This is a genomic window from Mycobacterium sp. NGS69 (genome assembly GCF_059812165.1).
Window position 1 is genome coordinate 24817 of sequence record NZ_JCALCD010000002.1, and the last position, 16894, is coordinate 41710.

Below are 16894 nucleotides of genomic sequence, written 5' to 3' on the forward strand. Positions count from 1 at the left end.
GTGATCGCGGTACGGCACGATGGGCGGGTGCCCGAGAACGGAAGTGAGGCAGCCGACCCCGATCTGCTGATCGACTTCAGAAACGTGTCGCTGCAGCGCGACGGACGCACCCTGGTCGGGCCCCTGGATTGGGCCGTGGAACTCGACGAGCGCTGGGTGATCATCGGGCCCAACGGCGCCGGCAAGACGTCGTTGCTGCGCATCGCCGCCGCCAGCGAGCACCCGTCGTCGGGCGTCGCGTTCGTGCTCGGCGAGCGGCTGGGCCGGGTCGACGTGTCGGAGTTGCGATCGCGCATCGGGCTCAGCTCGTCGGCGCTGGCGCAGCGGATCCCCACCGACGAACTGGTGCGCGACCTCGTCGTCTCGGCGGGCTATGCGGTGTTGGGCCGTTGGCGGGAGCGCTACGAGGACGTCGACTACCGCCGGGCGATCGACATGCTGGAAAGCCTTGGCGCCGAGCACCTCGCGGACCGCACCTACGGCACGCTGTCGGAGGGGGAGCGCAAACGGGTGCTGATCGCCCGCGCCCTGATGACCGACCCGGAGCTGCTGCTGCTCGACGAGCCCGCCGCCGGCCTGGATCTGGGCGGCCGTGAGGAGCTGGTGGCCCGGCTGGCCGATCTGGCCGCGGACCCCGACGCGCCCGCGCTGGTGCTGGTCACCCACCATGTGGAGGAGGTGCCGCCCGGCTTCAGCCACTGCATGCTGCTGTCGGAGGCCAAGGTGGTCGCCGCGGGTTTGTTGTCCGACGTGCTGACCGCCGAGAACCTGTCCGCGGCGTTCGGCCAGTCGATCGCCCTCGACGTCGTCGACGGGCGCTATTTCGCCCGACGCGTTCGCACCCGCGCGGCCCACCGGAGGCTCTTATGAGTGAACGCCCCGAACCCCTGCCGACGCGCCCGGCGGCCACCGTGATGCTGATCCGCGACGCACCCGGCGGCGTGAAGGTCTTTCTGATGCGCCGCCATTCCAAGATGGAGTTCGCCCCGGGCGTGATCGTGTTCCCGGGCGGCGGCGTCGACGACCGCGACCGCAACGCCGACATCGCGTGGGCCGGCCCGCCGCCCGAGTGGTGGGCGCAGCGGTTCGGCATCGAGACCGACCTGGCCGAGGCGCTGGTGTGCGCGGCGGCCCGGGAGACATTCGAGGAGTCCGGCGTGTTGTTCGCCGGACCGGCGGACGATCCGGACAGCATCGTCAGGGACGCCTCGGTCTACGCCGACGCGCGCCGCGCGCTGGACGAGCGGACGCTGTCGTTCGCCGACTTCCTGCGGACCGAAAACCTGGTGCTGCGCTCCGACCTGCTGCGGCCGTGGGCCAACTGGGTCACCCCGGAAGCCGAGCGCACCCGCCGCTACGACACCTACTTCTTCGTGGCCGCCCTCCCGGAGGGCCAACGGGCCGACGGCCAGAACACCGAATCCGACCGTTCGGGCTGGGCGCTGCCGCGGGACGCCATCGACGACTTCGAGGCCGGCCGGAACATCCTGCTCCCGCCGACCTGGACCCAGCTGGACTCGCTGGCCGGCCGCAGCGTCGCCGACGTGCTGGCCGTCGAACGCCAGATCGTGACCGTGCAGCCTTTGCTCGAAAAGCGGGGCGACAATTGGGTTTTCGAGTTCTTCGACTCCGACCGTTACCACCGGGCGCGCGAATCGGGCGGGGCCATGGAGTGGCCGCTTTGAGGGAGTTCGTCAGCGTCGTGGTCAGCGACGGGTCGCGCGACGCCGGCCTGGCCATGCTGCTGCTGTCGCGGCCTCCCACCAACGCGATGACCCGGCAGGTCTACCGCGAGATCGTGTCCGCGGCCGACGAGCTGGGGCGCCGCGACGATGTCGCCGCCGTGATCCTGTTCGGCGGCCATGAGATCTTCTCCGCCGGCGACGACGCGCCCGAGCTCGAAACGCTGAGCGCGGGCGAGGCCGATACCGCGGCCCGGGTCCGGCAGGAAGCCCTGGACGCCGTCGCGGCGATCCCCAAGCCGACCGTGGCCGCGATCACCGGTTACGCGCTGGGCGCCGGCCTCGCCCTCGCGCTGGCCGCCGACTGGCGCGTCAGCGGCGACAACGTCAAGTTCGGCGCCACCGAGATACTGGCCGGCCTGGTCCCCGACGGCGGCGCGATGGCCCGGCTGGCCCGGGCCACCGGCACGAGCCGGGCCAAGGAGCTGGTGTTCAGCGGGCGCTTCTTCGACGCCGAGGAGGCCCTGGAGCTGGGCCTGATCGACGAGATGGTGGCCCCCGACGACGTCTACGACGCGGCGGCGGCGTGGGCGCGCCGCTTCCTCGACGGGCCGGCCCAGGCGCTGGCCACCGCCAAAGCCAGAATCAACGCCGTTTTCGATCGGGCACCGGACGCCGATTAGGCTGCCCTGCATGACGACGAGTTCGACCGACGCCGTTCCCAACCCGCATGCCACCGCCGAGCAGGTGGAGGCGGCGCGGCATGACAGCAAGCTGGCCCAGGTGCTCTACCACGACTGGGAGGCGGAGAACTACGACGAGAAATGGTCGATCTCCTACGACCAGCGATGCGTCGAGTACGCCCGGGACTGCTTCGACGCCACCGTCCCGGAGCAGGTGCTCCGGGAGCTGCCCTACGACCGTGCGCTCGAATTAGGTTGCGGGACAGGCTTTTTCCTGCTTAACCTGATCCAGTCCGGGGTCGCGCGGCGCGGGTCGGTGACCGACCTGTCGCCCGGCATGGTGAAGGTCGCCACCCGAAACGGCCAATCGCTGGGTCTGGACATCGACGGCCGGGTCGCCGACGCCGAGGGCATCCCTTACGAGGACAACACCTTCGACCTGGTGGTCGGCCACGCGGTGCTGCACCACATCCCCGACGTCGAGCTGTCGCTGCGCGAAGTGGTCCGCGTGCTGCGCCCGGGCGGCCGGTTCGTCTTCGCCGGGGAGCCGAGCAACGCCGGGGAGGTGTATGCGCGCGCCCTCTCGACGCTGACCTGGCGCGTCGTCACCAACGTCACCCGGCTGCCGGGCCTGGGCGGCTGGCGGCGCCCGCAGGCCGAGCTGGACGAGTCGTCGCGCGCGGCGGCGCTGGAGGCCCTCGTCGACCTGCACACCTTCGCGCCGGAAGACCTGGAGCGGATGGCGGAGGGCGCCGGCGCGATCGACGTGCAGACCGCCACGGTCGAGTTCACCGCCGCGATGCTGGGCTGGCCGCTGCGCACGTTCGAGTGCGCGGTCCCGCCAGGGCGGCTGGGCTGGGGCTGGGCGAAATTCGCCTTCACCGGCTGGAAGACGCTGAGCTGGGTGGACGCCAACATGTGGCGGCATGTGGTGCCGAAGGGCTGGTTCTACAACGTGATGGTCACCGGGGTCAAACCCTCCTGAGTGCCGGGCTGACCTTCGGCACCGACGACGTCGCCTACCTGCGGTCGGAACCGGGTGCCGCGGCGCTGGCCGCCGTCGCCGAATTCGCGCTGACCGACGCGACGCGGGTCGCGGACATCGCGGCTGCCCGCGCCCGGTTCGGGGATCGGGCGCCGGTGCTGGTGGAGACGACGCTGCTGCGCCGCCGCGCCGCAGAGAAGCTGGGCGAGCTGGACGTCTCCGGCTGGCTGTTCACCGACGAGGCGCTGCAGCAGGCCACCGCCGCGCCGGTGGCCCTGCACCGGGCCGGGCGGCTTGTCGGCCGTCTCGTGCACGACGCGACCTGTTCGATCGGCACCGAGCTGGCCGCGCTGCGCCGCGCCGGCGTGCGGGCGGTGGGCAGCGACATCGACGCGGTGCGCCTGGCGATGGCGCGCCACAACCTGGGCGCCGCGGCCTATCTGTGCCGCGCCGACGCGCTGCACCCGGTGACCCGCGACGCGGTGGTCCTCGTCGACCCGGCGCGCCGCCTCGGGGGGCGGCGGCGGTTGCGCATCGATGACTACGCGCCCGCCCTGGGCCGGGTGCTGGGCACCTACTCCGACCGCGACCTCGTCGTAAAGTGTGCTCCCGGAATCGATTTCGATGAACTGAGCGGTTTCGACGGCGAGATCGAGGTGACGTCGTATCACGGATCGGTCCGGGAAGCGTGCCTGTGGTCGGCCGGGCTGTCGCGACCGGGGGTGCGTCGGCGGGCGAGCGTCCTCGATCGCGGGGAACAGATCACCGACGCCGAACCGGACGAGTGCCCGGTGGCCCCGCCCGGGCGCTGGATCGTCGACCCCGACGGGGCGGTGGTGCGGGCCGGTCTGGTGCGCCACTACGGCGCCCGGCACGGGCTGTGGCAACTCGACCCCGACATCGCGTACTTGTCCGGGGATCGGCTGCCGGCGGGGCTGCGGGGCTTCGAGGTGCTCGAGCAGGTCGCGTTCGACGAGCGCCGGCTGCGCCACGCCCTGGCGGCGCTGGGCTGCGGGGCGCTCGAGATCCTGGTCCGCGGCGTGCGCGTCGACCCCGACGCGCTGCGGCGACGGCTGCGGCCGCGCGGTGACCGGCCGCTGTCGGTGGTCATCACCCGCATCGGCTCCGGGGCCGCCGGTCGTGCGACGGCCTTCGTCTGCCGGGCGTCCCGGTAGGCTGACGGGGTCACCCCTGGTAGGCGCCCCGCCCTTGATCTGCGAGGACAATTCGACGATGCGTTTCCTGATAGCTGCCGCGGTGCTGGCTGCCCCGGTCATGTTGGGCTTGCCGGCCGCCCCTCGGGCGGTCTCCGAGCCGGCGTCGTGCGCCAGCCTGGGCGGCACCGTCGAGGCCGGGCAGCTGTGCCAGGTGCGCGCCACCGGCCCCACCTACACGCTCAACATGACGTTCCCCGCCGACTACCCCGACGAGCAGGCCTTGGCCGACTACATCACGCAGAACCGCGACGGGTTCGTCAACGTCGCGCAGGGATCCGGGACGCGCGACCAGCCCTACCAGATGGAGGCCACCACCGAGCAACACACCGCCGGCCAGCCGCCCCACAACACCCGCAGCGTCGTGCTGAAGTTCTTCCAGGACCTGGGCGGTTCCCGGCCGACCACCTGGTACAAGGCGTTCAACTACAACCTCGGGACCAAACAACCCATCACCTTCGACAACCTGTTCGCGCCCGGCCCGCCGCCGCTGGACAGCATCTTTCCCATCGTCCAGCGCGACCTGAACCGGCAAAACCCGCTGGGCGCGGTGATATTGCCGTCGACCGGGCTCGACCCGTCGCACTATCAGAACTTCGCGATCACCGACGACCAACTGATCTTCTACTTCGCCCCGGGCGAGATGCTGCCGGCGTTCGGCGGCCCGACCCAGGCGCAGGTGCCCCGCAGCGCCATCCCGCCGCTGGCGATCTAGCCGGACTCACACCGGGCCGGCCAGCGACTCCATCGCCGCGGCGCCGATCGTCAGCCCGACCTGCACCACACACCCGATGAGCGAGACGAAGAAGGCCGTTCGGCGCCGGATGAGCAGGAACGCCGCGACCGCGACGTCGACGACCAGGACGGCGGCGCCGCCCCAAATGCCCAGCATCATGGCGCGGTCGATCCAGGCGGGATCGCCACACTTAACGGCCCCACACGGGTCGGTCCCCATGACGAACAGGCCGAGCAACACAACCGTCGCCGCCAGCAGGAATCCATGGACGATCAGCAGGACGACGGTCGCGGCGACGTTCGCCGGGCGGCTGCGCGTGTTCATGCCGGCCCGAAACCGTAGACCTGGCCGTCGCTGGTGGCGGCGATCACCCGGCGATCGTTGCCGACCGACACCCCGACGGGATACCCGCTGGCGGCCGGAAGGGGGTAGCTGCCCAGCGTGTGTCCGTTGCCCGGGTCGAAGACCAGCACCGACATCCCGGGCGCGCCGTCCGCGGGTGGACCGCCGACGACGGCGTATCCGGCGCCACCGCCCGCCAGGCTCGACGACGACAGCGGGGTGACGTCGTCGCGGCGCCAGACCGCGTCGGCGTGGTCGCCGGCGTCCTTGAACGCCGCCAGCCGCGTGTCGGGGCCGCCGCCCGAGACGATCAGCCCCTGCGGGGTGACCGCGGGCGGCGTCTGGGCCAAAAAGCCCAGCGGCGCAGACCATTTCGGTTTCCCGTCGGCGGCGTGCAGCGCCCACAGCCGCTGGTCGCGGCCGTTCACGTAGACCGTCGACCCGTCCGCGGACAGCACCGGGCTGGCGATGACACCGGCGCCGACGGCGTCGCTGGTCCAGTCCCGGGTGATCAGCGGTGTCTGGCCCGGGTGGTACTTCAGACCGACCAGCCCCGCGGCCGGTGCGCCCGGCTGCCAGACACCCACCACCGCGGTCCCGTTGACCGGTGAGAAGGCCGGCGCCGCGGCGACCGGGCAGCCCTGCCGGGCGGGCGCGCAGTCGGCCAGCCCGCGCGCCGCGTCGGTGGGGTCGACGCCCTCCACCAGATCGAGCGGGCTGCCGACCACCTCGCCGCGGTGCGAGTCGAAAACCAGCACCTGCCCCAGGTGCGTGGTGACGAGCAGCTGGCCGTGCCCCAAAAATCTTGGGGTGGTGGGCATCCCGATCACCGGCTGACGCCACCGCGTCCACTGGGTGACCGGAAACGAGAAGAACGTGCCCGGCTGGCCGACGTAGAGGTTGTCGAAGCCGTCGAACAACGGGCCCGCGAAGCCGCCGCCCTGGACCAGCCGCACACACCAGCGCTGGCGGCCGTTGTGATCGGCCTCCCACTCCATCAGCGAACACCCGGCCGGGGTCTGAGCATTCAGCGCGAGATAGCTGCGCGCGCTGAGCGCCGCGCCGGAGCCCAGGGCGCCCTTGACCGACCGGGTCCACTGCAGCGACAGCTTGGTGGCCCCGCCGGTCGCGGTGTAGCTGCTGTTGGCGGCGTCGCCGTATTGCGCCGGCCAGCCCTGCGCGGCCGAGGCGTCCACCCACGAGTCGGTGTTGCCGCAGCCGCCCAGCCCCACCGCGAGCGCGGCGGCCAGCGCCGCGCACGAGCCGCGCCGAAGCCCACGCAGGAGATGTCGGGCAAGCACCTCGGGTTTCCAAATCCTTCTACGCGGGGGCGACGGTCGAGTCCAGGTGAGGGTAACGCGTGGCGGCTCCGATAGGCTTTCCGGCCATGACGAGCATGTGGAATGCTCCGCTTCACCGCCGTTGGCGTGGATCGAACCTGCGGGACCCTCGCCAGGCCAAGTTCCTCACGCTGGCCTCGCTGAAGTGGGTGCTGGCCAACCGCGCCTACACCCCGTGGTACCTGGTGCGCTACTGGCGGCTGCTGAAGTTCAAGCTCGCCAACCCGCACATCATCACCCGCGGCATGGTGTTCCTGGGCAAGGGCGTGGAGATCCACGCGACACCGGAACTCTCCGAGCTGGAGATCGGCCGCTGGGTGCACATCGGGGACAAGAACACCATCCGCGCACACGAGGGCTCGTTGCGGTTCGGCGACAAGGTGGTGCTCGGCCGCGACAACGTGATCAACACCTACCTCGACATCGAGTTGGGCGATTCGGTGTTGATGGCCGACTGGTGCTACGTCTGCGATTTCGACCACCGCATGGACGACATCAACATGCCGATCAAGGATCAGGGCATCGTCAAGTCCCCGGTGCGGATCGGGCCGGACACGTGGGTCGGGGTCAAGGTGACCGTGCTGCGCGGCACGTCCGTCGGGCGCGGCTGCGTGCTGGGGTCGCACGCGGTGGTGCGCGGTGTCATCCCCGACTATTCGATCGCGGTCGGTGCGCCGGCCAAGGTGGTCAAGAACCGGCAGCTGTCCTGGGAGAGTTCGGCCGCGCAGCGCGCCGAGCTGGCCGCCGCGCTGGCCGACATCGAACGCAAGAAGGCGGCCCGTTAGTTCGCCTTATTCGGCGTGATCGTCGACCTTGTAGTCGAAGCTGACGTCGCCCGCGTCGACGCTGGTGACGGTGACGGCGATGCCGTACTTCTGCCCGCCGTCGGTGAGCTCGCACCGCAGCGTCGCGCCCTCGACGCCCTTGAGGTTGTCCGGGCACGTCACCGAGTCGGGCTTGCGGCCCACCTGCTGGGTGAGCTTGTTGCTGAGGATCTTGGCGACCTGGTTCTTGTCGACCGTCTCGACCATGTCGAACTTGACGTCGTTGCCGTTGACACTGGTCACGGTCACATTGACGTTGAACGTCTGGTCCTTGACCTTCATCGTGCAGTTCAGCTGCGCCCCGACCGCGGCCGGCAGGTCGTTCGGGCAGTCCACCGATTCGGGCTTGTTGCCCGCGGCGTCGGTCAGCTTGGAGGTGATCTGGTTGGCGACGTCGCCCTTGCTCACCGCGTGCTTCGATGAGACCGAACACGAACAGGCGCCGGCGCTGGCCATCAGCCCCGCGGCAGCACCCGCAACCAACAACGTCCGAACGACCGAGCGAGCCATGGCGCCTCCCGTGGGCGAGATCGACGAGAACTGTGAGTCGGCTGATAATTGCATGCCAACCAGCTTCGGGTCCAAGAAATCGCTCAGATGCTCTGGTAGCGGCGCAGCGCCTCGGCGCGCTCGGCGCCGTGGTCGACGATCGGCGCCGGGTATCCGTGCGGCCGTTCGCCTTTCCTCAGGTGCGCGTCGTCGACCCCGCGCAATTCGGGAACCCAGCGCCGGATGTAGTCGCCCGCCGGATCGAACTTCTCGCCCTGCGCGCTCGGGTTGAAGACCCGGAAGTACGGCGCGGCGTCGGTGCCCGATCCGGCGCACCACTGCCAGCCGTGCTGATTGTTGGCCATGTCGCCGTCGACGAGCTGATCGAGGAACCATTCCGCGCCGCACTGCCACGGCAGATGAAGGTCCTTGACCAGAAACGACGCGACGATCATCCGCACCCGGTTGTGCATGAAGCCGGTCTCGCGAAGCTGACGCATCCCGGCGTCGACGAAGGGAAACCCGGTCTGGCCGGCCTTCCACGCCTCGAAGCGCCGCCTGGCTTCGGGCCCCGTGTCGGTCGGGATGTCGTCGAACCGGCTGTTCCAGTTGCGCCACGCGCTGGCCGGCCGGTGGTACAGCGCGTCGGCGTAGAAGTCGCGAAATGCCAACTCCCGCAGAAAGGCTTGCGCCCCGGCGCCACGCAGGTCGAGGTCGGCGACCATGGTGCGGGGATGGATGCACCCGAACTTCAGGTGCGCCGACATCCGGCTGGTGCCCGCCAGGTCGGGCCGGTCGCGGTCGCGGTCGTAGCGTTGTAAGCCGTTGTCCACGAACGACTTCCAGGCCGTGCGCGCCACGCCCTCACCGGCCGCCACGTCGAGCGCGGCGCCGGGGTCGGGGATCTCGCACCGCTCGATCCCCACCCGCGCCGGATCGAGCCAGCGGGCGGAGTCGGCGGTCGATTTCGCCGGCGCCCGCCAGCCGACCTCGCGCCACCGGCGCAGAAACGGCGTGAACACCTGATAGGGGGAGCCGTCGGCCTTCGTGACGCGGCCGGGTGAAACCAGGTACGGCGACCCCGTCGCCACCAACGGCACGCAATTCAGCGCCGCGCCCACCCGTTCTTCGCGGCGCCTTCCGTACGGCGCGAAGTCCTGCGACACGTGCACCGACGTCGCGCCGATTTCCTTGGCAATGCGCGGGATCAGCGTCTCGGGCCGCCCGCGGGCCACTAGCAGCCGGCCGTCGAGGTCCTCGCCCAGCACGCGCAGCGAGTCGCCCAGGAATTGCAGCCGGCGCGCGCCCGACGAGGCCTCGAGCCGCGGATCGAGGACGAAACAGGCGAGCACCTCCGCGCCGTTTTCGGCGGCCGCGGCCAGGGCGGGGTGATCGCTCAACCGCAGGTCTCGGCGAAACCACAACAGCGTCGGCATGATTCAGCGGTTGAGCCGCCACACGTGGGTGGCCAGGACGGTGGCGAATGCGCACCACAGCGCGTAGGGGGACAGCGCCAGGCCGGCCCGCGGGTCGGCCTGCGCGGCCCGGCGCGCGAGGTCGGCGCTGCTGGCCGTCAGTGCCGCGGCGACCAGCGCGGAAGCGCCGAGCTTGTGATAGCGGAAGAACAGCCAGCTCCAGCCGGCGTTCAGCGCCAGGTTCACGCCGAGCGCCGCGGCGTAGCGGCGGGCGGCCCCGGTCTGTCCCGCGGCCCGCAACCGGTCGATGGCCACCGCGGACGTCGCCGCGATGTCTCCGTAGAGCGTGGTCCAGACGAGGGGGAACGCGATGCCGGGCGGCTGATAGGGCGGCTTGCGGAGCCGGGAGTACCAGGCGGGCACGCGCTTTGGGCTGGCGATGCTTCCGGTGCCGGCGGCTACGGCGACGGCGACGGTGGTCGCGGCCAGAATCGAGGGTTTCACGCTCTGCTTCCTTCCGGTTGGGTGGGATCGGTGGGCCACCAGATGCGGTCGCCGACGAGGGCGAACAGCGCGGGTATCACCAGGGTGCGCACCACGAAGGTGTCCAGCAGGATGCCGAGGCCCACGATGATGCCCAGCTGCGTCAGGACGATCAACGGCAGCACCCCCAGCACGCAGAACACGGCGGCCAAAACGATGCCCGCGCTGGTGATGACGCCGCCGGTGGCCGACACCGCGCGCACCATGCCGTCCCGCGCGCCATGACGCGCGGCCTCCTCGCGGGCGCGGGTGACCAGGAAGATGGTGTAATCCACGCCGAGGGCGGCCAGAAACAGGAAGGCGAACAGCGGCGTGCTGTTGTCCAGCGCGGGGAACCCGAAGACGTGCATGCTGGCCCAGCCGCCGACGCCCAGCGCGGCCAGCGCGCCGAGAATCGTTGCGGCAAGCAGGATTGGCGGAGCCAGGGCAGAGCGCAGCAGCGCATACAGCACGCCCAGGATCACCGCCAGGATCGCCGGGATGAGCACCAGTCGATCATGCGCGGCACCGTCGCGGATGTCGAGTGCCTGCGCGTCGGGGCCCCCGACCAGCGCGCCGGGGGCGACGGCCCTGGTCGAATGCCGCAGCGCGGCAACGATTGTGAACGCCGCGCCGGAGGATGGTTGGGCGTCGATCAAGACCGACCACTTCGTCAGTGCTGTTGCCGACCGGCCCGTCTCGGTCGCCGAGACCACGCCCGGCGTGGCAGCGATCGCCCGCTGCACCCGCGCCGCCTCGCCGGAGGGGGCGACCACCACCGTGGGGCCGGCCAGGCCGCCCGGAAAATGCGCGGCCACAACGTCGTAGCCGGACACCGAATCCGCGCGGACCCGGAACTGCTCGGTCTGCGACAGGCCGATTCGGGTCCCCAGCAGACCGGTCGCAAGGGCCGCCAGGACCGCGATCGCGACCGCCGCCACCGCGGCCGGGCGCCGGGCCACCCGCTCGGCCACCCGGTGCCATGGCCCCGAATCGATTGCGGCCCCGTTATCGTCGCGCGGGACGAAGGGCCAGAACAACCGCCGCCCGCTCAGCGCCAGCACCGGCGGCAGCACCACCAGGACGGACACCGCGGCGACGACCAGTCCGCACGCCGCGAGGGCGCCCAGGCTGCGGGTGCTCGGGGTGGAGGCGAACAGCAGGGTCAGCAGCGCCAGCACCACGGTGGCGTTGCTGGCCACGATGGCCGGCGCGGCCATGCGCACGGCCCGGCGCAGCGCGTCGCGATGCATGGGGTGACGCGAAAGTTCCTGGCGGTAGCGCGAAATGAGCAGCAGCGCGTAGTTGGTACCCGCGCCGAACACCAGCACGCTGGTGATCCCGGATGTGGCGCCGTCGAAGCTCAGCCCGGTCAGCGACGCCACCGCCGTGCCCAGCGCCGCAGCGACCCGGTCGGCGAACCCGATCACCAGCAGCGGTGTCAGCCACAGCACAGGCGAGCGGTAGGTGGCGATCAGCAGCAGCGCCACCACGGACGCCGTCACCGCCAGCAGGGCGACGTTGGCGTCGGTGAACGCGTTGGCGATGTCCGCGCCGAAGGCCGGCCCGCCGGTGACGTGGGCCCGCAGGCCCGGGGGCAGCCCGGCGTCGGCGGCGGTGCGCAGGCCGGCGACCGTGTCGTTGAGTTCCAGACCCGACAGGTCGGCACACACGGAGACCACGCCGATGGCCGCTTTGCCGTCGCCCGAGACCGTCACCGGTGCCGCGTCGGCATCGTGGTTGAGCGCGAGCATCCGGTCGCGGGCCGCGTGGGCGGCGCCCAGGTCCGCGGGGTCCAGCGACGCGCCGTCGGCGCGGCTGACCACGACGATCAGCGGAGCCCGGTCACCGCCGGGGAACTGGCGGACCAGGGCGTCGACCTTGGCGGAATCCGAGCCGCTGGGCACCGACAGCGGCGCGCGGCCCGCCGCCGCGTTTCCGCCGATGAACACGATGAAGCCAATACCCAGCAATAGCGCGCCGAATCCGGGCAGCCACGAACGCCGGCCCGTCACGGCAGCGGCGACAGCGTCCCAGCCCACGACAGCAATTATTTCAGTCGCTTAACCATTAATCAAATTAACAATCCCGTTTTGACGCGGTATGCTGCGATTCTGATGGAAGCCACCACCGAGCGTGTTGGGCTCGAGGCGCTGATCGCGGCCGACGCGCGCGCCCTGACCGCCGAGTCCGACCAAATGGGTCGGGTCTTCGCCGCGGCGCATCGGTTGGGCACCAGCGACTTTCGCGCCCTGCTGCATATCCTGGTGGCCGAAACGGCCGGTGCTCCGCTGACATCGGGGGAGTTGCGTCAGAAGATGGGCCTGTCCGCGGCGGCGATCACCTATCTCGTCGAGCGGATGATCAATTCCGGCCACATCCGGCGCGACACCCACGCCGAGGACCGGCGAAAGGTCATTCTGCGCTACTCGGATCCCGGGCTGGACACCGCGCGCTCGTTCTTCACCCCGCTGGGGGTGCACACCCGCGCCGCGCTCAACGACTTACCCGACGCGGATTTGGCCGCGGCGCACCGGGTCTTCGCCGCGCTGATCAGCGCAATGCGCCACTTCCAGGGCGAATTGGGCTCGCCCCGTTGAAGGTGCGCTGGTGCCATCTCGCCAGCGGTTCGGGCGCCCACCAGTTCAGGCCGCCGAGCACGTGCATGAACGCCGGCACGAGCAGCATCCGCACCAGCGTCGCGTCCACCAGGACGGCAACGGTCAGGCCCAGCCCGAACATCCGCATGAAGGACACCCCCGCGGAAATCAGGGCCGCGAAAGAGATCGACATCAGCAGCGCCGCGGCGGTGATCACCCTGCCGGTGCGGGCGATGCCGAGCGCGATGCTTTCGTCGTTGTCCGCACGCGTTCGGCCCGAGTCGAGCCAGTACTCGCGGATCCGGGAAAGCAGGAAAACCTCGTAATCCATCGACAGACCGAAGGCGATGCAGAACATCAGCACCGGGACGTTCGCGGCCAGCGTGCCTGTCGGCGTGGTGCCTACCGCCCCCAGGTGGCCATCCTGAAAGATCCACACCAGGGCGCCGAATGCGGCGGTGAGCGAGAGCATGTTGAGCAGAACCGCCTTGATCGGGAGCAGCACGCTGCCGGTGAGCAGGAACAGCAGCACCAGCGTCACGACCGCGATGAAACCGAACACAATCGGCAAGCGGCTCGTAATCCCGTTCACGCAATCACGATTGGTTTGTGCCGTACCGGTGAACTGCGCCGGTCGGTGCCCCGGCGGCGCGATTTCGTGCAGGCGGGCCAATTGCGCCTCGGACGCCCGACCGTAAAGGGGGGCGGCGCTGTCAACGGTCAGATAGGCGCTGCCGCCTGCCATTCCGGCCGCGGCCGATGGCGGGCCTTGCGGCTGACCGGCGACGAAGGTGCCGGTTGGCGCGGACACCGCCGCCACGTCGGCAACGAGGGACAACCGCATGGCGTAGTCGTCCAGGTCCGCGGTTGTGAGGCCGGCGGTTTCGGGGAGGACGACCTTGATCTCGGACGTCGTGCGCAAGTCGCCGCGGATTCGGTCGCCTACGGCCCGCGCCGACGACGACGTCGGCAGTACCCGGTCGTCGGGATAGCCCCACCTGACGCCGAGGAAGGGTGCGCCCAGCGCGAGCAGGACCGCGGTGACCGCCAAACCGGCCGGGATCGCCCGCCGTATGACCACTTTCGTCGTGCGGTACCAGAAGCTGGCTTCCAACGTCCGCCCCTGCGGTGCCGGCCGCCGGAAGAGCCTGCGGCCCAGCGCCCACACGTTGAAGGCGTCGAGGCGTTCTCCGAGCAATGCGATCGCGGCCGGCGCGACGACCGCCGCGGCCAAGGCGGCGAACCCCACCACCGCCGTCCCGGCATAGGCGAAGGACTTGAGGAAGTACATGGGAAACAGCGCGGTCGCGGTCAGCGCCAGCGCCACAGTGATCGCCGAGAACATCACGGTTCGGCCGGCGGTCGTCAGGGCCTTCACCAGCGCCTCGTCCCGTCCGGCACCGGCGGCCAGTTCGTCGCGGTACCGGCTGACGATCAGCAGGCTGTAGTCGACGGCCAGGGCGAAACCCAATGCCACCGTGACGTTGAGGGCAAAGCTCGACACGTTGGTGATCGAAGCGATCACCCGCAACACGGCGAGCGAACCCAGGATCGCGACTCCGCCGACCGCCACGGGCAGTGCCGCCGCGAGCAGCCCGCCGAAGACCCACACCAGCGCGATGAAACTCAGCGGTATCGCGATCAATTCCATCCGCAGCAGGTCTTTCTCGGTCTGCCGGTTGATCTGCTCGTAGACCAGCGCCGACCCTCCCGCTTGCACCGTGACGCCCTGATGGTCGTGCGCGTACCGCTCCGCCAGCGTCCGGGCATGCCGGGGCGCGCTGTTTTCGTCGCCGGTGAGTGCGACGAGAATCATCGCGGTCTTTCCGTCGGCGCTGAACAAGCCGGGGCTGGCTTGCGCGTCCCAGGGTGAAATCACCCGCGCCACGTAAGGCGATTGGGAAAGCTGTCGGGCGATGTCGGTGCCGACGGCTTGTGCGGGCCCGCCTCCGGCGCCGCCCGCCGAATTCACCAGCAGCACCAAATCCATGCCACCCTGATTGAACTTCTCGGACAGCGTCGCGGCGGCGCGAGCCGATTCGGATGCCGGGTCGAGAAATCCCCCGGCGGACAGCCTGGTCGCGACGGGTATGCCGAAAACGGCGGCGGCGATCATGAACAAGGCGGTGATGGCGACGATGCGTCGTGGCGCGGCGACGGCGAGTCGGGCCATTCTCGCTAGCATGTACCGCCCTTAGGGTGATCCGCGGTGCACCGGCCGGCCGCGGTCGGTGGTGTGGGCTGACGTCCCTCCGAGGTTATGTTAAGATTCTTAAACATTCAAGCACTTAACTAAATGTGCTAATTCCGTTAGGCTGCCTGCAGGCGGGGTACCACCTAAGGACATGTGGCAGGAAGAGGTGAGGGATGTGTTCGGGTCGATGGGAGCGTTGCTCGGCGAGGTAATCGATGCGGCCGGCACGGTGGTCGGCTACCGCCACGGCACCAAGGAGCCGGACTACCGTGCGGAGCAGCTGACCCGGGACGTCGAGATCCGGCACTACGGCGCCCGCATAGCCGCGGAGACGACGGTCGTGGCGGACGAGGAGGCCGCCCGCTATACCGGGTTTCGCCGGCTCGCCGGTTACATCTTCGGCGGCAACGGCGGTCACGAGAAGATCGCGATGACCGCCCCGGTGGCCCAGGAGGCGGCGGGCGACCGCAAATGGGTGATCCGGTTTTTCATGCCCGCCGAAAAGACGCTGGACTCGTTGCCCGATCCCGACGACGGCGAAGTCAGGCTGGCGGCCGTGCCGGCGGAGACGGTCGCGGTGCACCGCTTCACGGGCAGCCGCAGTCGCCGTGCCCTCGCGGCGCACACCGATAAATTGATGTCCACGTTGCGCGAGTACGGATTCCAGGCCGTCGATACGCCGGCGGCCTGGTTCTACGATCCGCCTTGGACCGTCCCGGCCCTGCGCCGCAACGAGATTGCCGTGCCGGTCGAGCCGGCTTGATCGACGTGCTGTCCGCCCACATCTGGCTGCTGAACCGCCGGCGCGGGGTTGACGCGCCATGACCGCCGACCGCGGCGAGATGACCACCCGCAAGCGTCGCCACATCGACGTGTGCCTCGACGGCGACGTGGGTTACCACGGCGTGACGACCGGCCTGGAACGCTACGCCCTGCCCTACAACGCCCTGACCCAGACCAACCTCGACGACGTCGACCTGCGCACCGAATTCCTCGGGGCACGGTTGCGGGCGCCGATCCTGATCGGCGCCATGACCGGCGGGGCGAAGCTGTCGGGCACCATCAACCGGAATCTGGCCGCGGCGGCACAGCGGCTCGGCATCGGAATGATGCTGGGCTCGCAGCGGGTGATGCTCGACAGCGTCCTGGGGGAGGGTGCCGCCTCCAGCTTCGCCGTGCGCGACGTGGCACCGGACGTGCTGTTGCTGGGCAACATCGGCCTGTCCCAGCTGACCAAGGATGCGGTGCCGGACATCGTTCGAGCGCTCGATCGGGTGGGTGCGGATGCGCTTGCGGTGCATACCAATCCGCTGCAGGAGGCCATCCAGCACGGCGGCGACACCGACTTCGCGGGATCGTTGGACCGGCTGCATGACGTGGCCGGCGCGCTGGGCTACCCGGTGCTGCTGAAGGAGGTCGGTCACGGGATCGGCGCCGCCGCGATCGGCCAATTGCTGCGCTTGTCCTCCGAGCCGCCGGTGGCGGCCGTCGATGTGGCCGGCGCCGGCGGAACCTCGTGGTCACGCGTCGAGCAGTTGGTCCGCTACGGCGAAGTGCGCTACCCGGACCTGGCGGACTGGGGCATACCCACCGCGCAGGCGATCGCCGAGGTGCGCGCGGCGCTGCCGGACATCCCGCTGGTCGCCTCGGGTGGGATCCGGACGGGCATGGACGCCGCCAAGGCGCTGGCCCTGGGCGCCGACGTGGTAGCCGTGGCGCGGCCGCTGTTGCCCGCGGCGATCGAATCGGCGGCCGCGGCGGCGGCCTGGCTGCAGCGATTCATCGACGAGCTGCGCATCTGCCTGCACGGGTGCGGGGCGGCCGACCTGGGTGCACTGCGAGACGTTGGCGTGACGGCCGTTTCATAA

16 protein-coding genes and 1 pseudogene are annotated in these 16894 nt (G+C 70.3%); 10 read left to right on the forward strand and 7 right to left on the reverse strand.

Annotated features, from left to right (window positions below; all coding sequences use genetic code 11):
- Positions 1–3 precede the first annotated feature (3 nt).
- From AC5Y2S_RS05310 to AC5Y2S_RS05335, 6 genes and pseudogenes are all read left to right on the forward strand, one after another.
- Positions 4–870, forward strand: coding sequence for an ABC transporter ATP-binding protein (locus AC5Y2S_RS05310; RefSeq protein ID WP_499955636.1), 867 nt, complete (start codon positions 4–6; stop codon positions 868–870).
- Positions 867–1685, forward strand: a complete 819-nt coding sequence (locus tag AC5Y2S_RS05315) for an NUDIX hydrolase (protein ID WP_499901102.1) — start codon at positions 867–869, stop codon at positions 1683–1685. Before AC5Y2S_RS05310 ends, AC5Y2S_RS05315 begins: the two co-directional genes overlap by 4 nt.
- Positions 1682–2353: pseudogene (locus tag AC5Y2S_RS05320) on the forward strand (enoyl-CoA hydratase); the annotation flags it as partial. The gene AC5Y2S_RS05315 and the pseudogene AC5Y2S_RS05320, both read left to right, overlap by 4 nt.
- A gap of 22 nt (positions 2354–2375) precedes the next feature.
- On the forward strand, positions 2376–3350 hold the full coding sequence (locus tag AC5Y2S_RS05325; RefSeq protein WP_499954449.1) for a class I SAM-dependent methyltransferase: 975 nt from the start codon (positions 2376–2378) through the stop codon (positions 3348–3350).
- A complete protein-coding gene (locus AC5Y2S_RS05330; RefSeq protein WP_499955638.1) occupies positions 3308–4525 on the forward strand; it encodes a class I SAM-dependent methyltransferase in 1218 nt (405 codons plus the stop codon). The genes AC5Y2S_RS05325 and AC5Y2S_RS05330 overlap by 43 nt, the downstream gene beginning before the upstream one ends.
- Before the next feature lie 58 nt (positions 4526–4583).
- A complete protein-coding gene (locus AC5Y2S_RS05335; RefSeq protein WP_499954451.1) occupies positions 4584–5279 on the forward strand; it encodes an esterase in 696 nt (231 codons plus the stop codon).
- A 6-nt stretch (positions 5280–5285) separates the two neighbouring features.
- Here AC5Y2S_RS05335 and AC5Y2S_RS05340 read toward each other — a convergent pair whose 3' ends face one another.
- Positions 5286–5624 (reverse strand): hypothetical protein, encoded by a 339-nt coding sequence (locus tag AC5Y2S_RS05340; RefSeq protein ID WP_499954453.1) that lies wholly within the window; start codon positions 5622–5624, stop codon positions 5286–5288.
- Positions 5621–6943: an outer membrane protein assembly factor BamB family protein gene (locus AC5Y2S_RS05345; protein WP_499954455.1), complete on the reverse strand. Its 1323-nt coding sequence runs from the start codon at positions 6941–6943 to the stop codon at positions 5621–5623. The genes AC5Y2S_RS05340 and AC5Y2S_RS05345 overlap by 4 nt, the downstream gene beginning before the upstream one ends.
- 86 nt (positions 6944–7029) lie before the next feature.
- Between AC5Y2S_RS05345 and AC5Y2S_RS05350 the strand changes: the two genes are divergently transcribed.
- On the forward strand, positions 7030–7767 hold the full coding sequence (locus tag AC5Y2S_RS05350) for an acyltransferase (RefSeq protein ID WP_499954457.1): 738 nt from the start codon (positions 7030–7032) through the stop codon (positions 7765–7767).
- A 6-nt stretch (positions 7768–7773) separates the two neighbouring features.
- On the opposite strand, the gene AC5Y2S_RS05355 is transcribed toward AC5Y2S_RS05350, so the two are convergent.
- From AC5Y2S_RS05355 to AC5Y2S_RS05370, 4 genes are all read right to left on the reverse strand, one after another.
- A complete protein-coding gene (locus AC5Y2S_RS05355; protein WP_499901099.1) occupies positions 7774–8316 on the reverse strand; it encodes an anti-apoptotic protein in 543 nt (180 codons plus the stop codon).
- Positions 8317–8399: 83 nt separating this feature from the next.
- The gene (locus AC5Y2S_RS05360) at positions 8400–9731 is read right to left on the reverse strand and encodes a cryptochrome/photolyase family protein (protein ID WP_499954459.1); all 1332 of its coding nucleotides are present in this window, start codon (positions 9729–9731) and stop codon (positions 8400–8402) included.
- Between the two features lie 3 nt (positions 9732–9734).
- The gene (locus AC5Y2S_RS05365; RefSeq protein WP_499954461.1) at positions 9735–10214 is read right to left on the reverse strand and encodes a TspO/MBR family protein; all 480 of its coding nucleotides are present in this window, start codon (positions 10212–10214) and stop codon (positions 9735–9737) included.
- Complete coding sequence (locus AC5Y2S_RS05370) at positions 10211–12274, reverse strand: MMPL family transporter (protein ID WP_499954463.1); 2064 nt, start codon at positions 12272–12274, stop codon at positions 10211–10213. The genes AC5Y2S_RS05365 and AC5Y2S_RS05370 overlap by 4 nt, the downstream gene beginning before the upstream one ends.
- 75 nt (positions 12275–12349) lie before the next feature.
- On the opposite strand from AC5Y2S_RS05370, the gene AC5Y2S_RS05375 reads away from it, so the two are divergent.
- Positions 12350–12832, forward strand: coding sequence for a MarR family winged helix-turn-helix transcriptional regulator (locus tag AC5Y2S_RS05375; protein ID WP_499954465.1), 483 nt, complete (start codon positions 12350–12352; stop codon positions 12830–12832).
- Here AC5Y2S_RS05375 and AC5Y2S_RS05380 read toward each other — a convergent pair.
- Positions 12786–15017, reverse strand: coding sequence for an MMPL family transporter (locus AC5Y2S_RS05380; RefSeq protein WP_499954467.1), 2232 nt, complete (start codon positions 15015–15017; stop codon positions 12786–12788). The two genes, AC5Y2S_RS05375 and AC5Y2S_RS05380, sit on opposite strands and share 47 nt — an antisense overlap.
- Before the next feature lie 196 nt (positions 15018–15213).
- Between AC5Y2S_RS05380 and AC5Y2S_RS05385 the strand changes: the two genes are divergently transcribed.
- Complete coding sequence (locus AC5Y2S_RS05385) at positions 15214–15789, forward strand: SOUL family heme-binding protein (RefSeq protein WP_499955640.1); 576 nt, start codon at positions 15214–15216, stop codon at positions 15787–15789.
- A gap of 58 nt (positions 15790–15847) precedes the next feature.
- Positions 15848–16894 (forward strand): type 2 isopentenyl-diphosphate Delta-isomerase, encoded by a 1047-nt coding sequence (fni, locus tag AC5Y2S_RS05390; protein ID WP_499954469.1) that lies wholly within the window; start codon positions 15848–15850, stop codon positions 16892–16894.